Below are 22,429 nucleotides of genomic sequence, written 5' to 3' on the forward strand. Positions count from 1 at the left end.
TCACTCCGCGAATTCGAGGTGGATATTGAGACGCCTGTCAACGTGGGCGCGCGCGCCCTCCGGGATGGCAAGCGTGGTGTCCTCCTGACAGACCACGGCGGGGCCGTCGAAGGTGGCGCCGGCCACGAGATCGGCACGCTCGAAGAGCGGGATGTGGCGCGCACCGTTCAGATGCACCTGCACTTGCCGGGCGGGTGTGGCGTGAGCGGTCGTTGTGATCGCCTCGGCAAAGTCCGGCTTGGGCGTGACGCCGATCGCCGAAAGCCGCAGGTTCACGATTTCAATTGCGCCCGCCGGGTCGTCGAAATCGTATATCCGGCGGTGCGTCTCGTGGAATGCCGTCGCCAGCCGGGCGGGATCGGAGAGCCAATCCGGCTCGAGCGCGGTCTCGATCTCATAACTCTGACCGGCATAGCGCATGTCGGCCGAGAGCCGGACCTGTGCCTCGCCAGCATGGCCCTGCGCCTTGAGCCAGGCATCTCCCTCGTTCTGCAACTCTGCGAATGCGGCGCACAGTTGGCGGGGGGCCGTGGCATCGAGATCGGTGAACACCGTTCGCAGGAAATCGCCCCGCATATCCGCCACGAGTCCGCCGAGCGCCGAAACGACGCCGGGCGTGCGGGGGGCCAGAACGCGCGTCATGCCAAGTTCGCGCGCGAGGAATGCCCCGAGCATCGGTCCGCCGCCGCCGAACGGCATGAGCGTATAGTCGCGCAGATCGACGCCCGCGCGCGACCCCAGTTTTTCCACCTCCACGAACAGTTCGGACACGGCGATGTCGAGAATGGCCTGCGCCGTTTCCTCTACGCTGCGGCCCATCGGCCCGGCAATCCGGGCCACCGCGTCGCGGGCGAGATCGCGGTCGATGCTGAGTTGACCATAGGCCATTTCAGCCTGTCCCAGCCAGCCGCAGACGGCCATCGCATCGGTCACCGTGGGGGCCGTGCCGCCGCGCCCGTAGCAGGCCGGTCCGGGGCTGGAGCCTGCCGAGTCAGGCCCGACGCGCAGCACGCCGTGGCTGTCGACGCTGGCGATCGAGCCGCCGCCGATCGCGATGGAACTGACCGAAACCGAGGGGATATGCAGGGGAAAGTCGCCGATCCGCTCATCGGTCCCGAATTGCACCTCGCCATCGACGATGAGCGCAAAATCGGCCGAGGTTCCGCCGATATCGAGGGTCAGAACATGCGACTCTCCGGCTTGCCGTGCCAGCCAGGCCGCCCCCATCACGCCCGACGCCGTGCCCGAAAGCAGCATCGACACACAGTCCCGACGACCCTGATGCGCGCTCATCAAACCGCCATTCGATTTGGTCAGCAAGGCGCGCGCCGGCACGCCCCGGGCGGCCAGACGATCCTCCAGCGCGGACAGGTAGCCGGCCACGCGGGGGTGGACATAACCATTCAGAATCGCGGTCGAACTGCGCTCGTATTCGCGGATCACCGGCCACACCTCGGAGGAGGTGAAGACGAAAAGATCGGGGGCCTCGGCCTCGATCATCGCCTTTACCGTGGCTTCCTGCGCGCCGTTGCGCCAACTGTGCAGAAACGAGACGACAATGCCATCGGCACCGGCCTCTTGCGCCTGCCGCACCGCGTCATGGACAATTTCGGGTGTCGGGGCCATCGGCTCGCTGCCGTCCGCGTGCAGCCGCACGGGGATACCAAAGACCCGGTCACGCGGGATCAAGGGCTCTGCCCGGTGGCAGAACAGCGAATACATCTCCGGCATTCCCAGGCGCGCCAGCTCGATCACGTCCTCAAAGCCCTGATTGGTGATGAGCGCCAAGCGCGCGCCCTTGCGTTGAAGGATCGTGTTGATGCCCACCGTGGTGCCATGCACGAACCGGGTCACAGCGCCCGGATCGAGCCCTTCACGCTCGTCCAGCAAATCGAGCCCCGTCAGCAATTCGACACCCGGATCGTCGGGGGTGGTCAGCACCTTGAGCGACGCAATCCGGCCACTACGGGTGTCCAGTGCGCAAAAATCCATGAAGGTGCCGCCGATATCGACACCGATCTTCCAATCCGCAGGGGCGGTGTTGCCATCCATCTCTCGCCGATCCTTTCCGGTCGTTTGCCGGAACTCGACCAGATCGGACGTGCCGCGTCCAAGACGGATAGCACGGCGGTGTATAAGTGGCGCTTATGTTTCGACGAGCGGGGTGGCATGTAGCAGCTTGCGCATGGCCTCTTCGGCGCGCGACAGCGACTTGTCACGCGCGGTCAGGAGAGACACCGGCAAACCGGGCGCGTCGCGCAGCGGAAGCGCCACGATGCCGGGAAACTGCGCCCAGGGCAAAAGCGCATCGACCAGTGCGACGCCCAGCCCGGCGCGAACGAACCCGGCCGCCGAGATTGAGCTGTCGATCTCGATCTGTGGCGCAAAGCTGCCGCCGCGTCGGCGCAGGGCCATGTCCAGTTCGTCATGCGGTCGGGTCTGGCTGCGATAGGATATGATCGTCTCGTCCTCCAGGTCGGAGAACCCCACCTCTTGCGCGCCTGTCAGCCCGTGCCCCTCTGGCAACAGGCAGCAAAAGCTCGTGGTACCTATGTTTTCGACCGCGATGTCGGGAGGTAGGTCATCATCGAGCGCCAGGGCCATGGAAGCATCGCCAGTGCGCAGAAGGTCCACCATCGCGGCCAGAGGGGCGACATGCGTGCGCAAAACGACATTCGGATGCTCCGATCGAAACGCCTTGAGCGCGCGGGGCAGCAGGGACATGCCAGGCGGTGGCGAGGCCGCGATCCGCACCAGCCCGGCCCGGCCAAGCCGCAGATCCGATGTCTTGCGGCGCAGCCCTTCCAGACCCGCAAACAGGCGCTCGGCCTCCGGATAGAGCTCAAAAGCCTCGGGCGTGGGGCGCAACCTGCCCTTTTCGCGATCAAAGAGGGCAAAGCCAAGTTGCGCCTCCGTATGAATGAGAATCTGGCTGAGCGCGGGTTGTGATATATTGAGAAGCCGCGCTGCCCCGGTCACGGTCCCGGCCCGCATGACAGCGGTAAAGACTTCGAGTTGGCGCGCGCGCATCGCGTTTCTCCTATAGGTCAGGCTTATAGGGTGCCATGTTTACCGACTTTGACACAACCGGGTTAGCAAGGTCTGATGATTGAAATTCCTTTGTCAAAAGGGGCATGACGGCATGGATGCGATCGTTCTGGGCGGCGGTCTGATGGGGACGGCCTCGGCCTTTTTCCTCGCACGCCGCGGTGTCCGGGTGACATTAATCGAGCGTCGCCGGATCGGCGCGGGGGCGACCGTGGCTTCTTTTGGCAACATCCGGCGCAGTGGACGGCATTTGGCGCAATTGCCTCTGGCTGCCCGGTCTCTCGCGATCTGGAACGAGGCGCAGACGCTGTTGGGGCGCGACGTGGAGTTTCGCGCGACCGGGCATCTGCGGCTCATTTTCGACACCGACGGGTTGGACGACATGCGCCGCTATGCGCGCGCCGCGCGGGGCAACGATCTCACGCTTGAAGAACTCGGGCCCGACGACCTCCGCCGCCGCTTTCCAGGGCTTGGACCGGACGCCATTGCCGCCTCCTTCTCGCCAAGGGACGGATCGGCGAATCCTCGGTTGGTGGCCCCGGCCTTTGCCGACGCGGCGGCGCGCGCCGGGGCCTGCATCGTCGATGAGGCCCCGGTTCTGGACATGCGACAGAGCGAGGCCGACTTTGAGGTGAAAACGGCAAAGGGTGTGCATCGAGCCGCCACCCTGTTGAATTGTGCGGGCGCGTGGGGCCGGGAGGTGGCCGCGCGCTTTGGCGAAGAGGTCCCGCTCGGTACATGGGGGCCGCAAATGGCCGTGACAGAACCGGTGCCCCACCGCATCGCACCTGTGGTCGGCGTCTGGAGCCGGGCGCATGGGGCCTATCTGCGGCAGGTCGAACGCGGCAACGTGGTGTTTGGCGGCGCTGTCCCGCGCGTTCCGGTGGCACCTGACCCAGGTTTTGCCCATGCCGATCCGTTCTCTCTGCCCACTCAGGTGGCATCGGTTCTGAAGTTGGTTCCGGCACTGGGTGAGGTTGCGGTGATCCGCCAGTGGTCCGGATGCGAGGGCTACGTGGCCGACAACCTGCCAGTGATGGGGGCCTCTGGCACCACGCCGGGACTGTTTCACGCCTTCGGTTTCTGTGGGCACGGTTTCCAACTGGGCCCCGGAGTCGGCGACGCCATGGCCGAATTGATCGCCACCGGTGGGTGTGCGACGCCGTTGGCGGATTTTTCCATCACCCGTTTCGCGGCATGAGATCAGAACTCTGCCACCTTGCCCCACTGGCCCTTGCCGAACCTGCCAAGGCTGTACTGGGCGGTTTCACAGATCGGGGTGCGTCCGAGCACCATGTCGGCCACCAGGTGCCCCACACCTGGCCCGATGCCGAACCCATGCCCCGAAAGCCCGGCCGCGAGCACGAGGCCGGGCGTCCCGATATCGGCGTCGATCACCGGCACACCATCCGGGGTGCTGTCGATATATCCTGCCCACTGCGCCTGGACCGGAATAGTCTTCAGCGCGGGCAACAGGGTACGCGCACGCTTGAGCGTCAGCTCAATCAGCGCCTTGCTGGGGCGGGGGTCGAGGATGCGGCTGCGCTCCATCGGTGTTTCGCGATCGAACGCCCATTTCTTGCGCGTCTCAAACCCTGCGCACCAGGCCTGCGCCCCGCCCGGGCGCAGTGCGCGCCAACGCTTGGCGAACATCGGCAGGAAATGGCGTGCCCCGACGACCGCCCCTGGCGTGGGATCGAGATTGGCCAGTCCCGACACGGCCAGCGTATGCGCGCCGTCGCCGCGGCGCGTGACCGATACGTCGGCGGTGTGGAGCGCGTGGGGCAATCCTTCGGCCCCCGGTGCCACGGACAGTATCGAGCTGCGCACCGCCGCCTGCGGGAACGCGACGCCGTGACGATGCAGAAAGCTGCTGGCCCAGGCACCACCTGCCATCACCACCACGCGCGTCCGGATCGTGCCGCGCTCGGTAATGACGCCCGAAACGGCACCGGCCTCGGCTTCCAGTCCGCGCGCCGCGCAACCCTGCAGTACCGTACCGCCATGCGCCATGATCCCCTGCGCGATCAGCGGTGCCGCGCGCGATGGATCGGCGACGCCGTCGCTTGGCGACCAGACACCCCCCTGCCAGCGCTGACCGGTGGCGGTACCGCGTTCGGTGGCTTCGTCCGGGGTCAGCATCCGGGTATCGACACCTTCACCGCGGGCAAATCGACCCCATCTGGCCCAACCTTCGATCTCGTCGGAGTCGTTGGAGAGGTAGAGCAACCCGCAGCGCCGAAACCCGAGATCGGCACCGATATCGGCGCTCATCTCTTCCCAGAGCGCGAGGCTGCGGGTGGACAGCGGCAATTCCCGGGCATCACGATTTTGCTGGCGGCACCAACCCCAGTTGCGGCTCGATTGCTCCGCACCTATGCGGCCTTTCTCGAGCAGAACGACGTTCTGCCCTGCGCGGGCGAGCCAGTACGCGGTACTGACGCCGACAATTCCACCGCCAATGACCACGCAGTCGGCCTTGTCGGGAAGCGCGGAGTGGGTCTCGATCTCAAGCAGAGGTTCAGGCATGATTTTCCTATGTGTTTCTGGGAGCCTAGCTGTAGGATTTCAGTTGTTTATGCCGCATTTGCGCAGATGGTCAGCAGATCGCTTCGTATTATCGATGCCTGGTATGCCAAACATCGCCGGGCTCGCGTGTTGCGCCGCTACATGCAAGGACTGGACCGATGAACAACTTGCAGAAGCTTGACCGAATCGACATCCGTATACTGGCCGAATTGCAGCGCAACGGCCGTATCACCAATGTCGAGTTGGCCGATCTCGTCCACCTGTCGCCCTCGCCTTGTCTGACCCGTGTCAAGAAATTGCAGAAATCGGGCTACATCACCGGATACTCGGCGCTGATCAACGTAGCAAAGCTGGGGGAGACGCTGACCGTGTTCACCGAGTTCACGCTGAAGAACCACCGGCAGATAGATTTTGCCCGGTTCCAGGAAGCACTGGAAAAGATCGATAATTGCGTTGAATGTCACCTTATTTCGGGCGGATACGACTATCTGGCCAAGTTCGTCACCGCTGGGATCAGCGACTATCAGGAAATCATCGAAGAGCTGATCGACCGCAACACGGGAATAGATCGCTATTTCAGCTTCGTGGTGATGAAGACCCCGTTCATCAAGCGGCAACTGCCGTTGACCCGGCTTTTCACGGACTCCGAGTAGAGGCCAGGGGCCCAGCGCCTCAGCGGTCCGAAAACGCGGCCAGTAGCTCTGGATCCTGTTCCAGACCGGCGAGCCAACCGGTATCGAGCTGCGGCACCGAAGATATCAGCAGCCGGGAATAGGCGTGGGTCGCATCCTGGGACATCCGTGCAGCCGGCAAGGCCTCGACCACCTCACCCTTGTACATGACGAGCACGTCGTCGCAGACCGCCTCGACGGTGGAAAGGTCATGGCTGATGAACATGTAGCTGAGCCCCAGTTCACCCTGCAGTTCCTTGAGCAGTTCGAGAATCGCGGCCGCCACCACGGTATCCAGGGCCGAGGTGATCTCATCGCAGAGGATCAGTTCGGGCTCGGCGGCCAGGGCGCGGGCAAGGTTCACGCGTTGCTTCTGGCCGCCCGACAGCTCGGATGGGAGCCGGTGCCGCAAGGCCGGCGGCAGGTGGACCATATCCAGCAATTCGATCACCCGCTTGTCGGCGGCGCCGCCGCGCAGACCCTTGTAGAACCGCAGGGGGCGGGCAACTATGCTGCCCACGGAATGCGCCGGGTTCAGTGCCGTGTCGGCCAACTGAAAGACGATCTGCGCGCGGCGCAGTTCCTGCTTGCTGCGCTGATTCAGGGATGGCGCGAGCGTGTGCCCGTCAAGCAGCACGTCGCCCCGATAGGCCGGCAAGATGCCCGCAACGGCCCGCGCCAGCGTTGACTTGCCGGAACCCGACTCACCGATCACACCCAGGTTGCGCCCGCGATAAAGCTTGAAATTCACGTCGCTCATCACCTTGGCCAACGGTTCGCCATCCTTGATGGGGCCATATCCGGCATAGAGGTTCCGGACTTCGAGTATCGGCGTCTCGGTTTCCGCTTCGACGTCCTTCACGGCGACATGCGGCACCGGATCGAAAGCGGCCAGAAGCTCCTTGGTATAGGGGTGTTCGGGCGCGTTGAGAATCTGTTCAGTCGTGCCCTGTTCCTGGATTTCGCCATTCTTGAGCACCACGATGCGATCCGCGATCTGGGCGACAACGGCGAGGTCATGGCTGACATAGACACCGGCCATGCTGCCCTCCGCCATCACCCGGCGAAAGGCGCGCAGCACCTCGATCTGTGTCGTCACGTCCAGCGCGGTGGTCGGTTCGTCGAAGATCACCAGTTCCGGATCGCCGATCAGGGCCATCGCCGCCGACAGCCGCTGAAGCTGTCCGCCCGATACCTGGTGCGGGTAACGCTCGCCGATGGTGTCGGGATTGGGCAGCGCAAGCGCGCGAAAGAGACCGCGGGCATGTTCCTCGGCCTTGGCGCGCGGCATCAGGTCATGGATGCGGGTTGTCTCCACCACCTGGTCCATGATCCGTTTGCTCGGATTGAACGCGGCCGCCGCCGATTGCGGAACATAGGAAACCTCGGTGCCGCGCAGCTTGGCGCGCTGGCTTTCGGTCATGCCCGTGACATCGTGCTCCCCGATGCGAATCGTGCCGCCCTCGATGGCACAGCCGCGGCGGGTGTGACCCATGAGCGAGAGCGCGATCGTCGTCTTGCCCGACCCGGATTCACCGATCAGGGCCAGGATTTCTCCGGGCGCGATGTCGAAGTCCACGCCACGAATGATCTCGACATTGCGGCCCGAGTCGGTGACGGCACCAATCCGCAGGTCGCGGACGGAAACGAGAGGGGTATCTGTCATCAGTCGGCCCTGTCTCTGATCTTGGTGGGTAGGTTGTCGATGAACATGTTGACCGAGATGGTCAGCGACGCGATGGCGATGCACGGAAAGATCACCGCTGGTGCGCCAAGGCTCAGCCCTTCGATATTTTCACGCACCAGAGCACCCCAATCGGCGTGCGGAGGCTGAACCCCCAGGCCGAGGAACGAGAGGCCCGACAACACGAGAACGATGAAGACGAAACGCAACCCGAAATCGGCAAGCACCGGGCCGAGGATGTTGGGGAATATCTCGAACGTGATCATGTAGGGCGTGCCCTCGCCACGGGCGCGGGCAACGGTCACGAAATCCATCGTGTTGATGTTCACGGCCAGCGCGCGGGCAAACCGGTAGGACCCCGGCATGTAGATTGCCGCCAGCGTCAACACCAGAACCGGAATGGATGAGCCGACAGCGGCCACCACCACGAGACCGAAGAGCAACGAGGGGATACCGTTGAACGCATCCAGAAGCCGCGACAGCAGCGTGTCGAACCAGCCGCCGATCACCGCCGCGATCATCCCGAGGATGACACCAAGGGTGCAGGCCAGCGTCACCGCCGCCAGTGCGATTCCCACCGTATAGCGTGCGCCCATCAGAACCCGCGAGAAGATGTCACGCCCCAGGTAATCGGTACCCATCCAGTGTTTGGCACTTACTCCGCCGAAATAGTCCCAGTCGACGATCTTGCCCACCGGGTAAGGCGTGAGCCAGTTTCCGACCAGCGCGACGATGGCCCAGAAAACGATGATCGCGATGCCGATCCGCCCCGTCCAGCCAAAGGAATAGCCCATGTTGCGTGGCGTTGGCAGGCGAAACTTGCGGGGGGTGGTTGTGGGGATGTTCATCACTGACGCAGCCTTGGGTTCGAGAGGATTGCAATCATGTCCGCCAGTGTGATCAGCGTCAGGTAGCTGACGCAAAAGACCATCGCGCAGGACTGGATCAGCGGCAGGTCACGGGTGGCGACGGCGTCCACCATGAGCTTGGCCACGCCCGGATAGTTGAACACGGTCTCGACGATGATCACCCCGCCGACGAGATAGGACAGCGACAACGCCACCGCGTTGGCAATGGGGCCAAGCGCGTTGGGAAGCGCGTGAACCAGGACCATACGCGGCTTTGAGGCGCCTTTGAGCAAGGCCATCTCGACATACGGGGTTTCGATGGTTTCGATCACGGCCGCCCGGGTCATGCGGATCATCTGGGCCGAGACGACAAAGCTCAGCGTGATGACCGGCATGGCATAGGCCCTCAGCATCGCGCCGATGCTGTCGACATTGACGCCGTAACTGAGTGCCGGCAACCACCCCAGCCAGACGGCAAACACCAGAACGGACAGGGTGGCCACCATGAATTCCGGCACCGAGATCACCGAAATCGTGGCCACCGACACCGCCCGGTCAAGCCAGGAGCCGCGAAACATTGCCGCGATGATGCCAAGGGTGAGTGCCACCGGCACGCAGATGACGGTCACGATCCCGGCAAGGCGCAGCGAATTCTGCAATCGCCCCCCCAGAAGATCGACCACTTCGATGTCGTTGACGTAAGAGCGCCCCATATCGCCCGTGGCGAGCCCCACCAGCCAGCCAAGAAAGCGCTGAAAGGCCGGCTCGTTAAGCCCCATCGCCTCGCGTAGTCCGGCAACGGCTTCGGGTGTCGCTGCCTGTCCAAGCAGGATTTGGGCGACATCGCCGGGCAGCATCTCCGTCGCAAAGAACACCGCGAAGGAGACGATGATGAGGGTAATGAATGCGATCCCGAGACGTTGCCCGACGAGACGCCATGTCGTGGTTGACCAGAGCATGGGGCACCCCCTTTTCAGGAATGGAAATGGCCCGCGCATGTTGCCATGCGCGGGCGCTCGTTGGCAGTGGGATTATTCGTCCAGCCAGACGTATTCCGCGAAAGCATACCCCATCAGGTTGCCCAGAGGGTTGGGACGCAGCCCTTTGAGCTCGCTGACGATCCCATCGATGTTTGAGATATAGGCAGGGATGATGGTGCCCGCCGCATTGGCAACCATCTCCTGCATTTCCCAATACATGTCGGTCCGCTTGGTCTCGTCCAGCAATCCGCGCGCCTCGATCAGCATGTTGTCGAATTTCTCGGATTTGTACTGGCTTTCATTCCAGGGCGCCTCGGAATGATAGAGCAGCGAGAACAGGATGTCCGGCGTCGGGCGCGGGTTGATGTTGCCGAAATGGACCGGTGCCTTCAGCCAGTAATTCGACCAGTACCCGTCAGAAGGCACGCGCTGGACATCGAATGTCATGCCGATCTCAGAGCCGGCCTGCTGCACGACGGTCGCCATGTCGATCGAGGCGTTGGCGGCATCGGATGCGACAATCGGGATGGTCTGACCCAGAACGCCTGCCTTCTCAAACAGCGCGCGGGCGCGTTCCGGGTCATACTCGCGGGGCTGCAACTCGGTGTTGTGGTAGCGGTTGGCGGGAGAGACCGGCTGGTCGTTGCCGATCTCAGCCAATCCACGCAAGATCGATTTCTGGATCAGCTCGCGATTGACCAAGTGTTTCATGCCTTCGATGAACCCGGCCTTCGCTCCGGGGTCGATGTCCAGACGAATATTGAGATTTGTATAGTTGCCGGTCGTGGTTATGGAGGTGTCCACACCCTGCTGACCTTCCATCATCCGCAGAGAACGTGCATTGATCGCACCCGCGAGGTGGATGTCGTCAGACAGTAGCGCATTGACCCGGGCATTGTTGTCGGAGATCGCGAAGAATTCGAAACTGTCGAGATGGGGGCCCGTTGTCTTGAAATAATTGGGATTGCGAGCCGCGATGGAGCGGACGCCCGGCTCGAACTCTTCGAGCACGAATGCGCCGGTGCCGTTGCCCTTGGAGAAATCCGTGGTGCCGTCGGCAACAATCATGAAGTGGTGCAGCGACAGGATGGTCGGCAGGTCGGCATTGGGTTCGCTGAGAACGATCCGGACGTTCAGACTATCGACCGCGGTGATTTCGGCCATCTGCCTGGCGATGGAGTTCACCTTGGAACCGACATCCGGGTCGAGGTGACGCTTGAGCGAGAACACCACATCGGCCGAGCTTAGCGTCTTGCCGTCGTGGAAGGTGACACCGGATTTCAGCTTTACGTTCCAGGTCTTGGCGTCGCTCGATTCGATGGATTCGGCCAGTTCCATCTCGACTTCGCCGGCCTCGTTCAGAAAGGTCAGGCGATTATAGAGCGCGCAGCAGCGCGTGTAGTCGGTCGAGAGCGATGCCTTGGCCGGATCGAGCGTGTCGGCAGTAGATGCCGACCAGCCCGCTGCTTTCAGGTGCCCGCCGCGCTTCGGCGTCGCGGCGACCGCCTGCGTGGCCCGCATCAAGAGACCGCCACCTGCGCCGAGGGCCACGCCCGAACCCATGAGCATCTTCAGAAGATCACGGCGCGACGCACCGCGGCGGATCGCCTCTTCGACCATGGCGTCGTCGCGCGCGGTCCAGTTGTTCGGAGTATCGTTGGTCATGTCTGTGTTCCCTGTGTCTGTTGAGGTTGGTGGTTCAGTCGAGACCCCATCCGGTTCTGTGTGCCGGGTTCGGTCGGGGTGGCGGGCTCAGGTCGTGGCCGCACGTTCGGTTGCGTCGGCCAGTTCCATGAGCGATCGGAAATGGTAGTCGGGTTCGGTGAATGCCTCGGGCTCTATCGTGGCGCCATAGCCCGCTTGCCCGTGGCGGCGTTCGATCCAGACATTCGTCATGCCGAGCCGCCGCGAGATGCCGATATCATGGTGCTGACTTTGCGCCGTGTGCAGGATGTCGTCAGCCGTGCCGCCAGCCGCTTCCACGTAGTCAAACACCTTGTGGAAAAAGGCAGGGTCAGGCTTTTCGGTACCGGTATCGTCCACGGTGAACCCCGCCCGGAACGGAAAGCCCAGCTTGGCCTCGTATTTTTCAAAGGCCCAGCGGCGGGCATTGGTCATGGCGATCAGCTTGTAGTGCTTGCCAAGCCGGGCGAGTGCCTCGGGACTGTCGGGGAATGGGGACGCTTCTCCCACTGCGTCGATCACGCGGGCACGCAACTCGACCGTATCGGGCAGGCCAAACCGCGCCGCGATCCGACCGTAGCAGCGACCCAGATCATCCGGGAACAGACCAGCATCAGGCTCATAGCGTGCCGCACGATAGACCGACAATGCCTCTTCGCCATCGAGATCGACACCGGCCTCCCGGGCGATGGCCGTCAGCGCGCCGGTGATCGCAGCTTCGAAATCTATCAGCGTGCCAACGACGTCAAAGCTCATATAGGCGAACGCGGTCAAAGGTTTTGTCATCGTTTCCGTTGTCATCCGACACGACCTTTTCTTCTCATGCCCCCTTCGGGGAAGGGGCACGGCCCCGTTTGATTGATCATCGCCCGCTGGACGAAGGCCGTGACGTCGAATCTTGTTGACGCTGCGGCAGATTCTTTCGTTTTGCGGGGGCGAGCGGCGAGAAATGCCGCGCCCGAGTCCGGCCTAGTACCCCTGCTCCTTGTCCACGAGACCTGGGATCACAGTGCCGTCACGGGTGGCGCGGATCACGGCCAGCGCGTGACGCGCACCCTCGACCGCATCCGTTTCCGCCGCGGTGTGCGGTGTTATGACGACCCTTGGATCTGTCCATGCCCAATGACTCTGCGGCAGTGGTTCCGGCTCTGTCACGTCCAGCATCGCAGCCCGAAGACGCCCTGCATCAAGCGCGCTGCGCATTGCCTCCATATCAAGCTGCGCACCGCGCCCGGCATGGACGAGCGCCGCGCCCTCGGGCAGCAACGCAAAGACATCGGCCCCAAGCAGCCCCCGCGTTTCGTTTGTCAGAGGCAGCAGACAGATCAGCAGATCGGTCCGGGCGAGAAAAGCGGCAAGATCGGCATGGCCGTAGACCTCGATATTGTCGGCGGGGTGGCCAGAGCGGTTCCATCCCGCGACGTCGAAGCCCAGCGACGAAAGGCTCGCCGCCGCCGCGCGCCCGATCCTGCCCAATCCCATGATACCCACGCGGCCCGCGCTGGCCGGGCGCGGGGGATGGGTGCGCCACTCGCCAAGCGCGGCCTGCTCCAGGTAGCGCGGCATGTCGCGATGCAGCATCAGCGTCGCCATCAGCACCCAGTCGCGGACCATCGCGTCGATTCCGGGCGCCAACGTGCGGGTTAGCGCGACGCCCGGCGGCAGGGCCGGCATCTGATCCACGCCCGCGCCGGTGCTTATCACCGCCTTGAGATTGGGATAACGGCCAAGGTCGGCGGGCGGCGTCCAACAGGCCAGATGCGTGATGGCGGACGGATCCTGCACTGCATCCTCGCCCACGACCAGTTCCTCTCCGGCGGCGTCGAAAATCGGCAGCCACGCACGGGCGCGCTCGGGCGGTCCGAGCATCAATAGCGTCATGAGCGAAGCACCTCGCGGATTTCAGGGTCCTCCAGCGTAAGGTCCAGTACCTTGCGTGTGCGCTCGACGATCCGGTCGATCTCGGCGTCGGTGCAGCACAGCGGCGGGGCATAGCCCAGGACCCCTTGCGCAAAGGATCGCAGGATGAGCCCCTGCTCCCATGCGCGATCAAAGAGCCGCGTCGCCGCGTCCAGCGCGGCGGGTAGAGGTGTCTTTTTTTCCTTGTCCGTAACAAGTTCGACGGCGGCCAGCATCCCACGTCCGCGTACATCGCCCACCAGGGGGTGGTCGGCCAGAGCGGCCAGCCCTTGCTGCAAGCGCGCGCCCTGACGGCGGCCATTGTCCAGCAGCCCACCCTCGTAAAGTTTCAGCACTTCGAGCGCGACAGCGGCTGAAACAGGGTGCGCGGAATAGGTGAATCCATGCCCGACGGCCCTGGGGCCCGCACCTTCGGCGATGGTCTGGTAGACATGCTCGCTCATCAGCACCGCGCCCATCGGCACATACCCGGAGGTCAAGCCCTTGGCGACGGTCATCAGGTCGGGCACGATGCCTTCGTACTCGCAGGCAAAGAGCGGCCCGGTCCGGCCAAACGCGGTGATCACCTCGTCGGCGACAAAGAGGATGCCGAGTTCGGTGCAGGCATCGCGCATCGCCTTGATCCAGCCCTTGGGCGGCACGAGAACGCCGCCGGACCCCTGAATGGGTTCGACATAGAAGGCGGCAACCCGTTCGGGGCCAATTTCCTCGGCCCTGGCACGCAAGGCTGCAACCGACGCAGAGATGATGGCTGCGTCGTCCGGCCCCACCGGGTTGCGATAGGCATAATGCGACGGGATCTTGTGCTGCCAGTCATAGGGCACCCCAAAGCCCTCGTGAAACACCGGCAGCGCGGTCAGACCAGCGCCGGCGGAGGTCGAGCCGTGATAGCCCTGCGCGACCGAGATGAACTGATCGCGTTCCGGCTGACCTCGGGCGTGCCAGTAGTAGCGGATGAACCGGATCGAGCTGTCCACCGCGTCAGACCCGCCAAGGCAGAAATATACGTGATCCAGATCGCCGGGCGCGCGCTCGGCCAACTCGGCGGCCAGACGGATCGGTGCCTCGGCACCCAGGTCGAAATAGCCGGTCGCATATGGCAGGTCGCGCATCTGCGTCGCGGCGGCCTCGATCACGCTTTCATGTCCGTAACCCGCGTTGACGCACCACAGACCGGCAAACCCGTCGATCAGCTCGCGGCCTTCGCTGTCCGTCACCGTGGCCCCGCGCGCCGAGCGGAGCACGCGCACGCCGCGCGCCTCATGCCCGTGGAAGGAAGAGACCGGATGGACAAGGTGCCGACGGTCGAGTTCGACAAGAGAGTTTGTGAGCATGATCGTCTCCGGTAGATTTATCCGAGCGCTTGGGAAACAAGCGCGAAACTCGTGAAATCGCCCGTGCGGGCAGGGCCGGGGTCACGCGCCATCGCGGTGCCTCCGGCGACATGAGCCAGCCCGAGGGTGGCCACGAAATCCGACAGCCCCGCTGCCTCGGGCAGGTCGATACGCAGGAACGTGCCTGCGTTGCGCCGCACTCCCTCGGCGATCAGCGCGCGCGCGGTCGCGTTGTCGCGAGCGACCACGGGACCGATCACACGCCCGCGCCCGAAATCTCGCAAAAGCGCGAAACCGCGCTCGGCCAGAAGCACTTCGCCCTCAACCGCGATCCTTTCGAGCAGGGCACGACGGTCGAGACCGGACGCCGCATGGTCCATTTCCGCCAGCCGCGCCACATCCTGCGCAGTACCATCCCGCACCGGCAGTTCGGGTGTCGCTGTCTGCGCAATGCCCTGATGCTGGAAAATCCGGTGCGTGGCGCGAAAGCCCAGCTTTTCATACAGCGGTAACCCCTCGAGGGTGGCGACGAGCCGCATTTCGGCCCCCCGCGCAAGCTCCATAGCCGCCGCCATCAGCCTCCGGCCAAGGCCGCGCCCGCGCATCGCCTCATCCACGATGATCATGTTGATGAGCGCGACCGCGCCGAAACGTGTGCAACACGCCGTCCCGACAACGCGTGTGCCGTCGAGCGCCACGACCCCCTCGGAGACCGCAAGGGCCAGTGCCCAGTCCTCTTGCCTGTGTGGCCAGCCCACCTGTTGCGAGAGGCGCAGCGCCTCGGCCACATGGTCGGGCGCAAACGGGCGGATTTCCAGCCCCGACCCGAGCGTGGGTTGCGTGGACGCGTCTGTCATGAGCTCACTCGTCTTGTTGTCGCTGTCACGGTAGGGCGCGTGGACCGGCATGTTGCGCCTGAAGCGTGATCGGTGCGGCAGTTTTCTCTTGTGTCGCGCCGCCTGCGCCGCAGGAAATGCCGCCTCTACCCGGTGCAGGCCCGACCGAGGGCCAGTATCATGTCATGGCAGGCCCCAAGCTCCGGCAGGGTCAGGTATTCCTCGGGCCGGTGCGCGCGCGCGATGTCGCCGGGGCCACAGATGATCGCCGGAACACCCGCCTGCTGATAAAGCCCTGCCTCCGTCCCGAAACTCACCGCGGCGGTCGCGCCATGACCGGAAACCTCGGATATGAGGGCGGCCAGCGGATGCGCGGCATTGAGGGCAAGGGGCGGATAGCTGGAAAGCCACTCGGTATCGACACCACTCTTGTCGGCTGCGGCCAGGACCGGGGCGAGCAGCGACCCGGGATCTGTCCCGGCGATGGCGCGGGCCTCAATCTCTGCCTCCGCCCGGTCCGGAATGATATTGAGCGCCTGTCCGCCCGTGACCGTGCCGACCTGCAGGCTGGACCACGGTGGCGCGAACCGGTCGTCCTGTGGTCCGCGTGCTTGCAAGTCGCGCGCCTGTGCCTCGGCCGCGACCAGCGCGGGCAGCAGCGCGTGGATCGCGTTTCGCCCCAGATCGGGACGCGAGCTATGGCCTGCCACGCCCGTCGCGCGCAGGCGCAGCGCCGCCTTGCCCTTGTGCGCGAGCACCGGCACTAGCCCCGTGGGTTCTCCGACGATGCAACCGAGCGGCGCCGCGCACAGCTCTGGCAGCCTGGCGATCATGTGTGGCACGCCTTTGCAGCCGGCCTCCTCGTCATATGAGAGCGCAATATGAATGGGGGTGGCCGGTGCCATCGCCGCCAGATCCGGTGCGGCGGCAAGGACGGCGGCAACAAAGCCCTTCATGTCACACGCCCCGCGCCCGATCAGCCGATCGCCGGTCTGGCGCAGGATGAACGGATCGGCCTGCCAGCCGGGTTCTTCGGACGGGACCACATCGACATGACCCGACAGGATATATCCGGCTCGCGTCGCGTCCCCGATCGTGGCAAAGAGGTTGGCACGGTCGCCTTCCGGGCCGACGAGGATGCGGCAGGAAATGCCGTGCCCGTCGAACCAATCCGCGACCGCCTCGATCAAGGACAGGTTCGGACGCCCGACAACCGTGTCGAAGCCGACAAGCCGGGCGAGCATCTCATGGGGTGTGCGGGCAGAGGCCATGGTGGCTGTGTGTCCTTTTGTCAGATGGCGCGCAGGCATGTTTGATCCTGCACCGAAGCGAGACGGGAGGGGCATTGCTTCGTGCGGTTCCAACGGCACCTTTTGCCGGATCCTGCCCGTACAACGCGATATCCTGCGGCACGCCCGGCAAACGCGGCAATCCATTCCGCCGCCAAACGGCAAGGATGAGGGCATCGCAGACGCTTTGGAGACCCTCATGACCTTCCGCCCCAAGTTCATCACGTTTGACTGCCACGGAACCATGATCTTTTACGACATGGCCGGCGCGGCGCGCGATCACTACGCTGAGACGCTGTCACCCGAGGCGATGGAGGTGTTCATCCGGGATTTCGCGGCCTATCGGCTCGATGAGGTTCTCGGGGCATGGAAGCCCTATGCCGAGGTGGTGCACAATTCGCTGGAACGGACCTGCAAGCGCAACGGCGTGGCGTTCGATGCGGATATCGCAACGGCAATCTACCAGCGTGTGCCGACATGGGGGCCGCATGCAGACGTCCCCGCAGGCCTTGCCAGGATCGCCGACAAAATCCCGTTGGTAGCGCTGACCAATGCGATGAACAGCCAGATCCCGCACAACATCGCCAATCTTGGGGCACCCATTGCCCATGTCTTCACCGCAGAGGATGCACAGGCATACAAACCGCAGATGCGTGCGTTCGAGTATATGTTCGATCAGCTCGGGTGCGGGCCGGAGGACGTGTTGCACGTATCGTCGAGCTTTCGCTACGATCTGATGACGGCGCACGACCTCGGCATCACCCACAAGGCATGGGTGAATCGTGGCCATGAACCGGCGAATCCGTATTACGGCTATACCGAGATCCCGGATGTCTCCGGGCTGCCCGCTCTGGTCGGGCTATAGGCCAGGCAGAGACGATCATGAAATACGCATCCTACTGGCACGATACCGCCCCCGCCTTCGAGGCCGGACAACAAGGCCCGGTCGAGGGCCGCTTTGACGTAGCGGTGATCGGCGGCGGTTTCACCGGGCTGAGCGCGGCGCGTCGGCTGGCGCGCGCGGGGGTGTCGGTGGCGCTGCTCGAGGCAGAGCATGTCGGGGCTGGCGGATCGGGCCGCAATGGTGGTCACCTCAACAACGGCATGGCGCACAGCTATGCCGAGGCCAAGGCGCATCTGGGGGCAGAGCGCGCCAACGCCCTCTATCGGGCCTATGACCGCTCGATCGACATGATCGAGGATACCATCGCCGAGGAGCGAATTGCTTGCGACTTTCGCCGTTCGGGCAAGCTCAAGCTGGCGTCGAAGCCAAGCCATGTCGCGTCGCTGCGCGCCAATTGTGAGTTGATCGCGCGTGAGGTCGATCCCGAGGCGCGTTGGCTGGACCCTGACGCGCTGCGCGCCGAGATCGGATCACGCGCATTCCACGGTGCCAGCCTGCAACCGAAATCGGCAATGATGCATATGGGGCGCTATGTGTCGGGGTTGGCGCGGGCGGCGGCTGGGCACGGGGCGCTGATCTGGGAAAACGCACCGGTGACGGGGCGGCGCAAACAGGATGGCCTGTGGCGGCTCGACACCCCGCGCGGCCATCTGCACGCGGAGCGGGTCATCGCCGCCACAGGCGCCTATGCCGGTGCGGTCAAGGGGGCGCCGCTCAAATCCTTTTGCAGGCGCATCATCTCGGTCGGCTCGTTCATCGTGGCGACACGCCCGCTGACCGACGCAGAGGTCGCCGCGACCTTGCCCGGCAATCGCACTTGCGTGACTTCGATGAATATCGGCAATTATTTCCGCCTGTCGCCGGACAACCGCCTTATCTTTGGTGGTCGCGCACGGTTTTCAGCCAGTTCCAACCAACGCTCGGACGCGAAATCGGGCGATATCCTGCGCGCCGGGATGGCGCGGATATTTCCCCACCTGGCAAATGTCGAGATCGACTATTGCTGGGGTGGCCTTGTCGGGATGACCAAGGACCGGTTCCCCCGCGCCGGCGAATTGGACGGCATGATCTATGGCATGGGCTACTCCGGTCATGGCGCGCAAATGTCGACCCTGGTAGGTGCGTCGCTGGCGGACATGGCCATGGGGCAGGCGGATGCCAACCCCCTGGCCGGTCTCGACTGGCCCAAGGTGCCGGGATATTCCGGGCGCCCGTGGTTCCTGCCATTGGTGGGGCTGTGGTTCTCGATGAAGGATCGGCTATCCTGATGCCACGGCTGGTTAGCCCAATGAATGGGCGGCAAGCCCGAACATCCTCGGGCCGCTTAGCGAGCGGCGCTGGTTGCCCAGATACATCTCGGTGACCGTGTCGTGGACGCCCATTCCGGCCGCTGACAGAAATGCACCGAACTCTTCACTTTCGACTGGCGTATCAAGGCGGACGAAATCACCCTGGCTGCGCTGAATGAGCGGCGCCGCGAGCATCATGGCCATGCTTTCGGTTTCGGCGACGAGCGGCCCGATCACCCATCCCCGCCCAAAGCGTCGGCGCAGTGCAAAACCGAGTATCTCGCCTCCGGCCTCGACCACCATCCCGTCGGACAGATTCAGCATCGCCGCCATCGTGTCATCACGCGCCGCTCCATAAGCGTGCGTGTCAAGTGCACGAACTTGCGTTTCATCAGCCGGTTTCATTGGGCGCAATGCAAGGCCCGGCACAGGCACGGGAAGGTGGATTGGCCGCGTCACGCCCTGATGCTGCCAGATCGTGCCGAGCGGAACAAAGCCCTCTTCCTTGTAGAGCCGGTACCCTTGACGAGTTGCGCTCAGCCTCAAATCCATGCCGGGGCAGTCGTTCATCACCCGGCGCAAGAGCCAGCGTCCGGTGCCCATCGTCTGAAGACGAGGCGCAGTGACCATCATACCCAGCATGGCAAAATCGCTTCCCGCGCGAAAGCACATGGCAGATCCCATCGCGCGCCCGATTTCGTCAATCGCAAGATAGCCTTCGCCAAGCGAGATGAGCATGTCGAGATCACGACGGCGGTGCGCCCAGAACACTCCAACAGTCAATTCGTGCAAAAGCGTGCGGTCGGCGGGGCTGATCCGGTGCGCCGTGGCGATGAACTTGTCCACGCGAAAGCTGTCGCGCAGGGTATCGTCTGCCTCCGGCGCGTTTTCGTCGTCCGTGGTTTCGCCCAACTGTCTCGCCATAAGTTCGCAAGCCTCTGTTTTTCCGTTGCTATGGCACATCAGGCCGGGCCGCGCAGCGGCTAATCACATCTCCTGCACAGTATCGACCATTCGTCACGGTTTTTTCTGCGGTTTCCAGCCCGGATACCACAGCATATGCGCTTTCATCCCTGTCAGAATCAAACGCAGACGGGCGCCGGTCGACCGACCCGGAAAAAGTGTACCTGAGCCACTGTAAAGGAGTTTCCACCCCATGCGTGACGATCCGTTGTTGCAGCCTTGCCAGATCGGACACCTGACGCTGAAGAACCGTCTGCTGATCACCGGCCATGAACCTGGTTATGCCGAGGACGGGCTGCCCAAGGATCGCTACCGCGCCTATCATGTTGCGCGCGCGCGGGGCGGTGTGGCGCTGACCATGACCATGGGCTCGGCATCGGTTTCCCCTGACAGCGCGCCCTCCGGCGGAGGCATAGAGGCGTTTCGCGACGAGATCGTGCCCTGGATGCAGGCCCTTGCGCAGGAATGTCATGACGAAGGGTGCGCGGTGATGATCCAACTGACCCATCATGGCCGGCGGACACGTTGGGATCGCGGGGGCTGGTTGCCCACGGTATCATCGAGCCAGGAACGCGAAATCTCGCACCGTCACGCCGCCAAACTGGCCGAGGATTGGGATATCTCCCGGATCATCGAGGATTACGCCACCGCCGCGGAGCGCATGCGCGCGGCCGGGCTCGACGGTGTCGAATTTCTCGCGACGGGGCATTTGCTGGATCAGTTCTGGTCGCCGCGCTCCAACCATCTCGATGCGCCCTATGGCGGATCGCTCGAAAATCGCATGCGGCTGGCGATGGAGGTGCTGACAGAGACGCGCCGCAGGGTCGGGTCCGGCTTCTTGCTGGGGCTGCGCTATGCCGGGGACGAGATGTGCGCGGACGGGGTCGATGCGGAGGAAGGGCTCGAAATATCCCGCCGCCTGAAGGAAAGCGGGCTGGTGGATTTCGTCAATGTCACGCGAGGGCACATTGATACGGATGCGGGGCTTACCGACATGATCCCCGTGCACGGCATGCGCAGCGCCCCACATCTTGCCGCCGCGGCCCGGTTGCGCGAGGCGACCGATATCCCCGTATTCCACGCCGCCAAGGTGGCGGATGTCGCCACCGCCCGCCACGCAATCGCAACCGGCATGGTGGACATGATCGGCATGACCCGCGCCCATCTGGCCGATCCCGATATCGTCCGCCGGATCGAGGCCGGGCAAGAGGATCGTATTCGCCCTTGCGTGGGCGCGAATTTTTGCCTCGACCGGCGGTTTCAGGGGGCCGCCGCGCTTTGTGCGCACAACCCGTCCACGGGCCGGGAACAGGAACAGCCGCATTCCATAGCGCCCGCCGACGTTTCGCGCCGGGTGCTTGTGATCGGGGCCGGTCCCGGAGGGCTAGAGGCCGCTCGCGTGGCCGCCGAGCGTGGACATGATGTCGAACTGCACGAGGCGGCCAACGACCCCGGCGGCCAGGTGCGGCTGATGGCCCAATCCGAGCGGCGGCGTGAGATCCTGTCCCTCATCGGCTGGCGCATGGCCGAATGCGAACGGCTGGGCGTCCGGTTTCACTTCAACAGCCTTGCGGAGCCTGAAACGGTGCTGGACTCGGATGCAGATCTGGTGATCATCGCCACCGGCGGCCTGCCACACGACGTGCCGCTGCATGCCGGGCAGGATTTGCCGGTCTCAAGCTGGGATATCCTGTCCGGGGACGCACGACCGGGCCAGAATGTGCTGGTCTTTGACAACGCCGGCGATGCGGCGGGCCTTCAGGCCACCGAGATGATCGCTGCGACGGGCGCGCGGGTCGAGATTGTCAGCCCTGACCGCGCGCTATCGTCCGAGGTGATGCCCATGACATTGACGCCATTCCTGCGCGAGGTGCAGGGCAAAGACGTACATTTTACCGTCACTTGGCGTCTCAACGCGGTGCGGCGGGAGGGCAACAGGCTGTTGGCCGACCTTTGCAGCGATTACAGCACAGCGCGTATGACGCGCGAGGTCGATCAGGTCGTGGTCAACAATGGCACAGTGCCGCTGGACGATCTGTACTTTGCGTTGAAACCGCATTCGCGCAACCTTGGCGAGGTGGACCGGGACGCGATGCTCACGGGACAAGCCCAAAGCATTACGCGCAATCCCGGGGCAGGGTTTGCACTGTTTCGCATCGGTGACGCGGTTGTCTCCCGCAACATCCATGCGGCGGTTTACGATGGTCTCAGGCTTATGCGAACCATGTGATCTGAAAGCTGGGTCTGTGCGCAGGGTTTGGACCGCCATTGGACATCGGTCCCGAGGACGACGTTTGCGATGATCGCGAGTCTGCGGCCAATAGCGATCATTGGGTGTTTGTATGGTTTGCCGAGAGTGGTGAACCGATGCGTGATCGACTTCAGGCCAGATTGCGATCGGCGAAGTGGTGCCCCACTGGGTGGTGTAATAGGCTGCGCGTGGAGCCTTTT

General features: G+C 63.9%; 18 protein-coding genes. 5 read left to right on the forward strand and 13 right to left on the reverse strand.

All coding sequences use genetic code 11. From position 1 onward, the window contains the following. Together ACFFU4_RS15980 and ACFFU4_RS15985 are read right to left on the reverse strand one after the other, a co-directional pair. Window positions 1-2,052, reverse strand: a complete 2,052-nt coding sequence (locus ACFFU4_RS15980) for a hydantoinase/oxoprolinase family protein (protein WP_377070827.1) — start codon at window positions 2,050-2,052, stop codon at window positions 1-3. A 93-nt stretch (window positions 2,053-2,145) separates the two neighbouring features. Further along, window positions 2,146-3,030 carry a LysR family transcriptional regulator gene (locus ACFFU4_RS15985; protein ID WP_377070828.1) on the reverse strand — a complete coding sequence of 295 codons (885 nt, stop codon included), beginning with the start codon at window positions 3,028-3,030 and terminating at the stop codon, window positions 2,146-2,148. Window positions 3,031-3,142: 112 nt separating this feature from the next. Here ACFFU4_RS15985 and ACFFU4_RS15990 point away from each other — a divergent pair, with 112 nt between their 5' ends. Further along, window positions 3,143-4,249, forward strand: a complete 1,107-nt coding sequence (locus tag ACFFU4_RS15990; RefSeq protein ID WP_377070829.1) for an NAD(P)/FAD-dependent oxidoreductase — start codon at window positions 3,143-3,145, stop codon at window positions 4,247-4,249. Window positions 4,250-4,251: 2 nt separating this feature from the next. Here the strand turns inward: ACFFU4_RS15990 and ACFFU4_RS15995 are convergent, their stop codons facing one another. Next, a complete protein-coding gene (locus ACFFU4_RS15995) occupies window positions 4,252-5,577 on the reverse strand; it encodes an NAD(P)/FAD-dependent oxidoreductase (protein WP_377070830.1) in 1,326 nt (441 codons plus the stop codon). Between the two features lie 158 nt (window positions 5,578-5,735). Here ACFFU4_RS15995 and ACFFU4_RS16000 point away from each other — a divergent pair, with 158 nt between their 5' ends. Next, entirely contained in the window at window positions 5,736-6,230 is a 495-nt protein-coding gene (locus ACFFU4_RS16000) for an Lrp/AsnC family transcriptional regulator (RefSeq protein ID WP_377070831.1), read from the forward strand. Between the two features lie 19 nt (window positions 6,231-6,249). On the opposite strand, the gene ACFFU4_RS16005 is transcribed toward ACFFU4_RS16000, so the two are convergent. The 9 genes from ACFFU4_RS16005 to argE form a co-directional block, all read right to left on the reverse strand. After that, a complete protein-coding gene (locus ACFFU4_RS16005; protein WP_377070873.1) occupies window positions 6,250-7,914 on the reverse strand; it encodes an ABC transporter ATP-binding protein in 1,665 nt (554 codons plus the stop codon). After that, window positions 7,914-8,780: an ABC transporter permease gene (locus ACFFU4_RS16010; RefSeq protein WP_377070832.1), complete on the reverse strand. Its 867-nt coding sequence runs from the start codon at window positions 8,778-8,780 to the stop codon at window positions 7,914-7,916. The genes ACFFU4_RS16005 and ACFFU4_RS16010 overlap by 1 nt, the downstream gene beginning before the upstream one ends. Next, window positions 8,780-9,739 (reverse strand): ABC transporter permease, encoded by a 960-nt coding sequence (locus tag ACFFU4_RS16015; protein ID WP_377070833.1) that lies wholly within the window; start codon window positions 9,737-9,739, stop codon window positions 8,780-8,782. Before ACFFU4_RS16015 ends, ACFFU4_RS16010 begins: the two co-directional genes overlap by 1 nt. A gap of 72 nt (window positions 9,740-9,811) precedes the next feature. Next, window positions 9,812-11,425, reverse strand: a complete 1,614-nt coding sequence (locus ACFFU4_RS16020) for an ABC transporter substrate-binding protein (protein ID WP_377070834.1) — start codon at window positions 11,423-11,425, stop codon at window positions 9,812-9,814. An 87-nt stretch (window positions 11,426-11,512) separates the two neighbouring features. Beyond that, the gene (locus ACFFU4_RS16025; protein ID WP_377070835.1) at window positions 11,513-12,229 is read right to left on the reverse strand and encodes an HAD-IA family hydrolase; all 717 of its coding nucleotides are present in this window, start codon (window positions 12,227-12,229) and stop codon (window positions 11,513-11,515) included. Window positions 12,230-12,412: 183 nt separating this feature from the next. After that, entirely contained in the window at window positions 12,413-13,324 is a 912-nt protein-coding gene (locus ACFFU4_RS16030; protein WP_377070836.1) for a 2-hydroxyacid dehydrogenase, read from the reverse strand. Continuing rightward, the gene (locus ACFFU4_RS16035) at window positions 13,321-14,697 is read right to left on the reverse strand and encodes an aspartate aminotransferase family protein (RefSeq protein ID WP_377070837.1); all 1,377 of its coding nucleotides are present in this window, start codon (window positions 14,695-14,697) and stop codon (window positions 13,321-13,323) included. Before ACFFU4_RS16035 ends, ACFFU4_RS16030 begins: the two co-directional genes overlap by 4 nt. 17 nt (window positions 14,698-14,714) lie before the next feature. Then, on the reverse strand, window positions 14,715-15,554 hold the full coding sequence (locus tag ACFFU4_RS16040; RefSeq protein WP_377070839.1) for a GNAT family N-acetyltransferase: 840 nt from the start codon (window positions 15,552-15,554) through the stop codon (window positions 14,715-14,717). Window positions 15,555-15,679: 125 nt separating this feature from the next. Continuing rightward, on the reverse strand, window positions 15,680-16,804 hold the full coding sequence (gene argE, locus ACFFU4_RS16045; protein WP_377070840.1) for an acetylornithine deacetylase: 1,125 nt from the start codon (window positions 16,802-16,804) through the stop codon (window positions 15,680-15,682). Window positions 16,805-17,021: 217 nt separating this feature from the next. Here argE and ACFFU4_RS16050 point away from each other — a divergent pair, with 217 nt between their 5' ends. Both ACFFU4_RS16050 and ACFFU4_RS16055 read left to right on the forward strand, forming a co-directional pair. Next, window positions 17,022-17,687 (forward strand): haloacid dehalogenase type II, encoded by a 666-nt coding sequence (locus ACFFU4_RS16050; protein ID WP_377070841.1) that lies wholly within the window; start codon window positions 17,022-17,024, stop codon window positions 17,685-17,687. Window positions 17,688-17,704: 17 nt separating this feature from the next. After that, the gene (locus ACFFU4_RS16055) at window positions 17,705-18,994 is read left to right on the forward strand and encodes an NAD(P)/FAD-dependent oxidoreductase (RefSeq protein WP_377070843.1); all 1,290 of its coding nucleotides are present in this window, start codon (window positions 17,705-17,707) and stop codon (window positions 18,992-18,994) included. A gap of 12 nt (window positions 18,995-19,006) precedes the next feature. On the opposite strand, the gene ACFFU4_RS16060 is transcribed toward ACFFU4_RS16055, so the two are convergent. After that, window positions 19,007-19,978 carry an N-acetyltransferase gene (locus tag ACFFU4_RS16060; protein ID WP_377070844.1) on the reverse strand — a complete coding sequence of 324 codons (972 nt, stop codon included), beginning with the start codon at window positions 19,976-19,978 and terminating at the stop codon, window positions 19,007-19,009. A 193-nt stretch (window positions 19,979-20,171) separates the two neighbouring features. Between ACFFU4_RS16060 and ACFFU4_RS16065 the strand changes: the two genes are divergently transcribed. After that, window positions 20,172-22,208, forward strand: a complete 2,037-nt coding sequence (locus tag ACFFU4_RS16065) for an oxidoreductase (protein ID WP_377070846.1) — start codon at window positions 20,172-20,174, stop codon at window positions 22,206-22,208. Window positions 22,209-22,429: the final 221 nt, after the last annotated feature.

The sequence above is a fragment of the Roseovarius ramblicola genome (assembly GCF_042430665.1).
Lineage (GTDB): Bacteria > Pseudomonadota > Alphaproteobacteria > Rhodobacterales > Rhodobacteraceae > Roseovarius > Roseovarius ramblicola.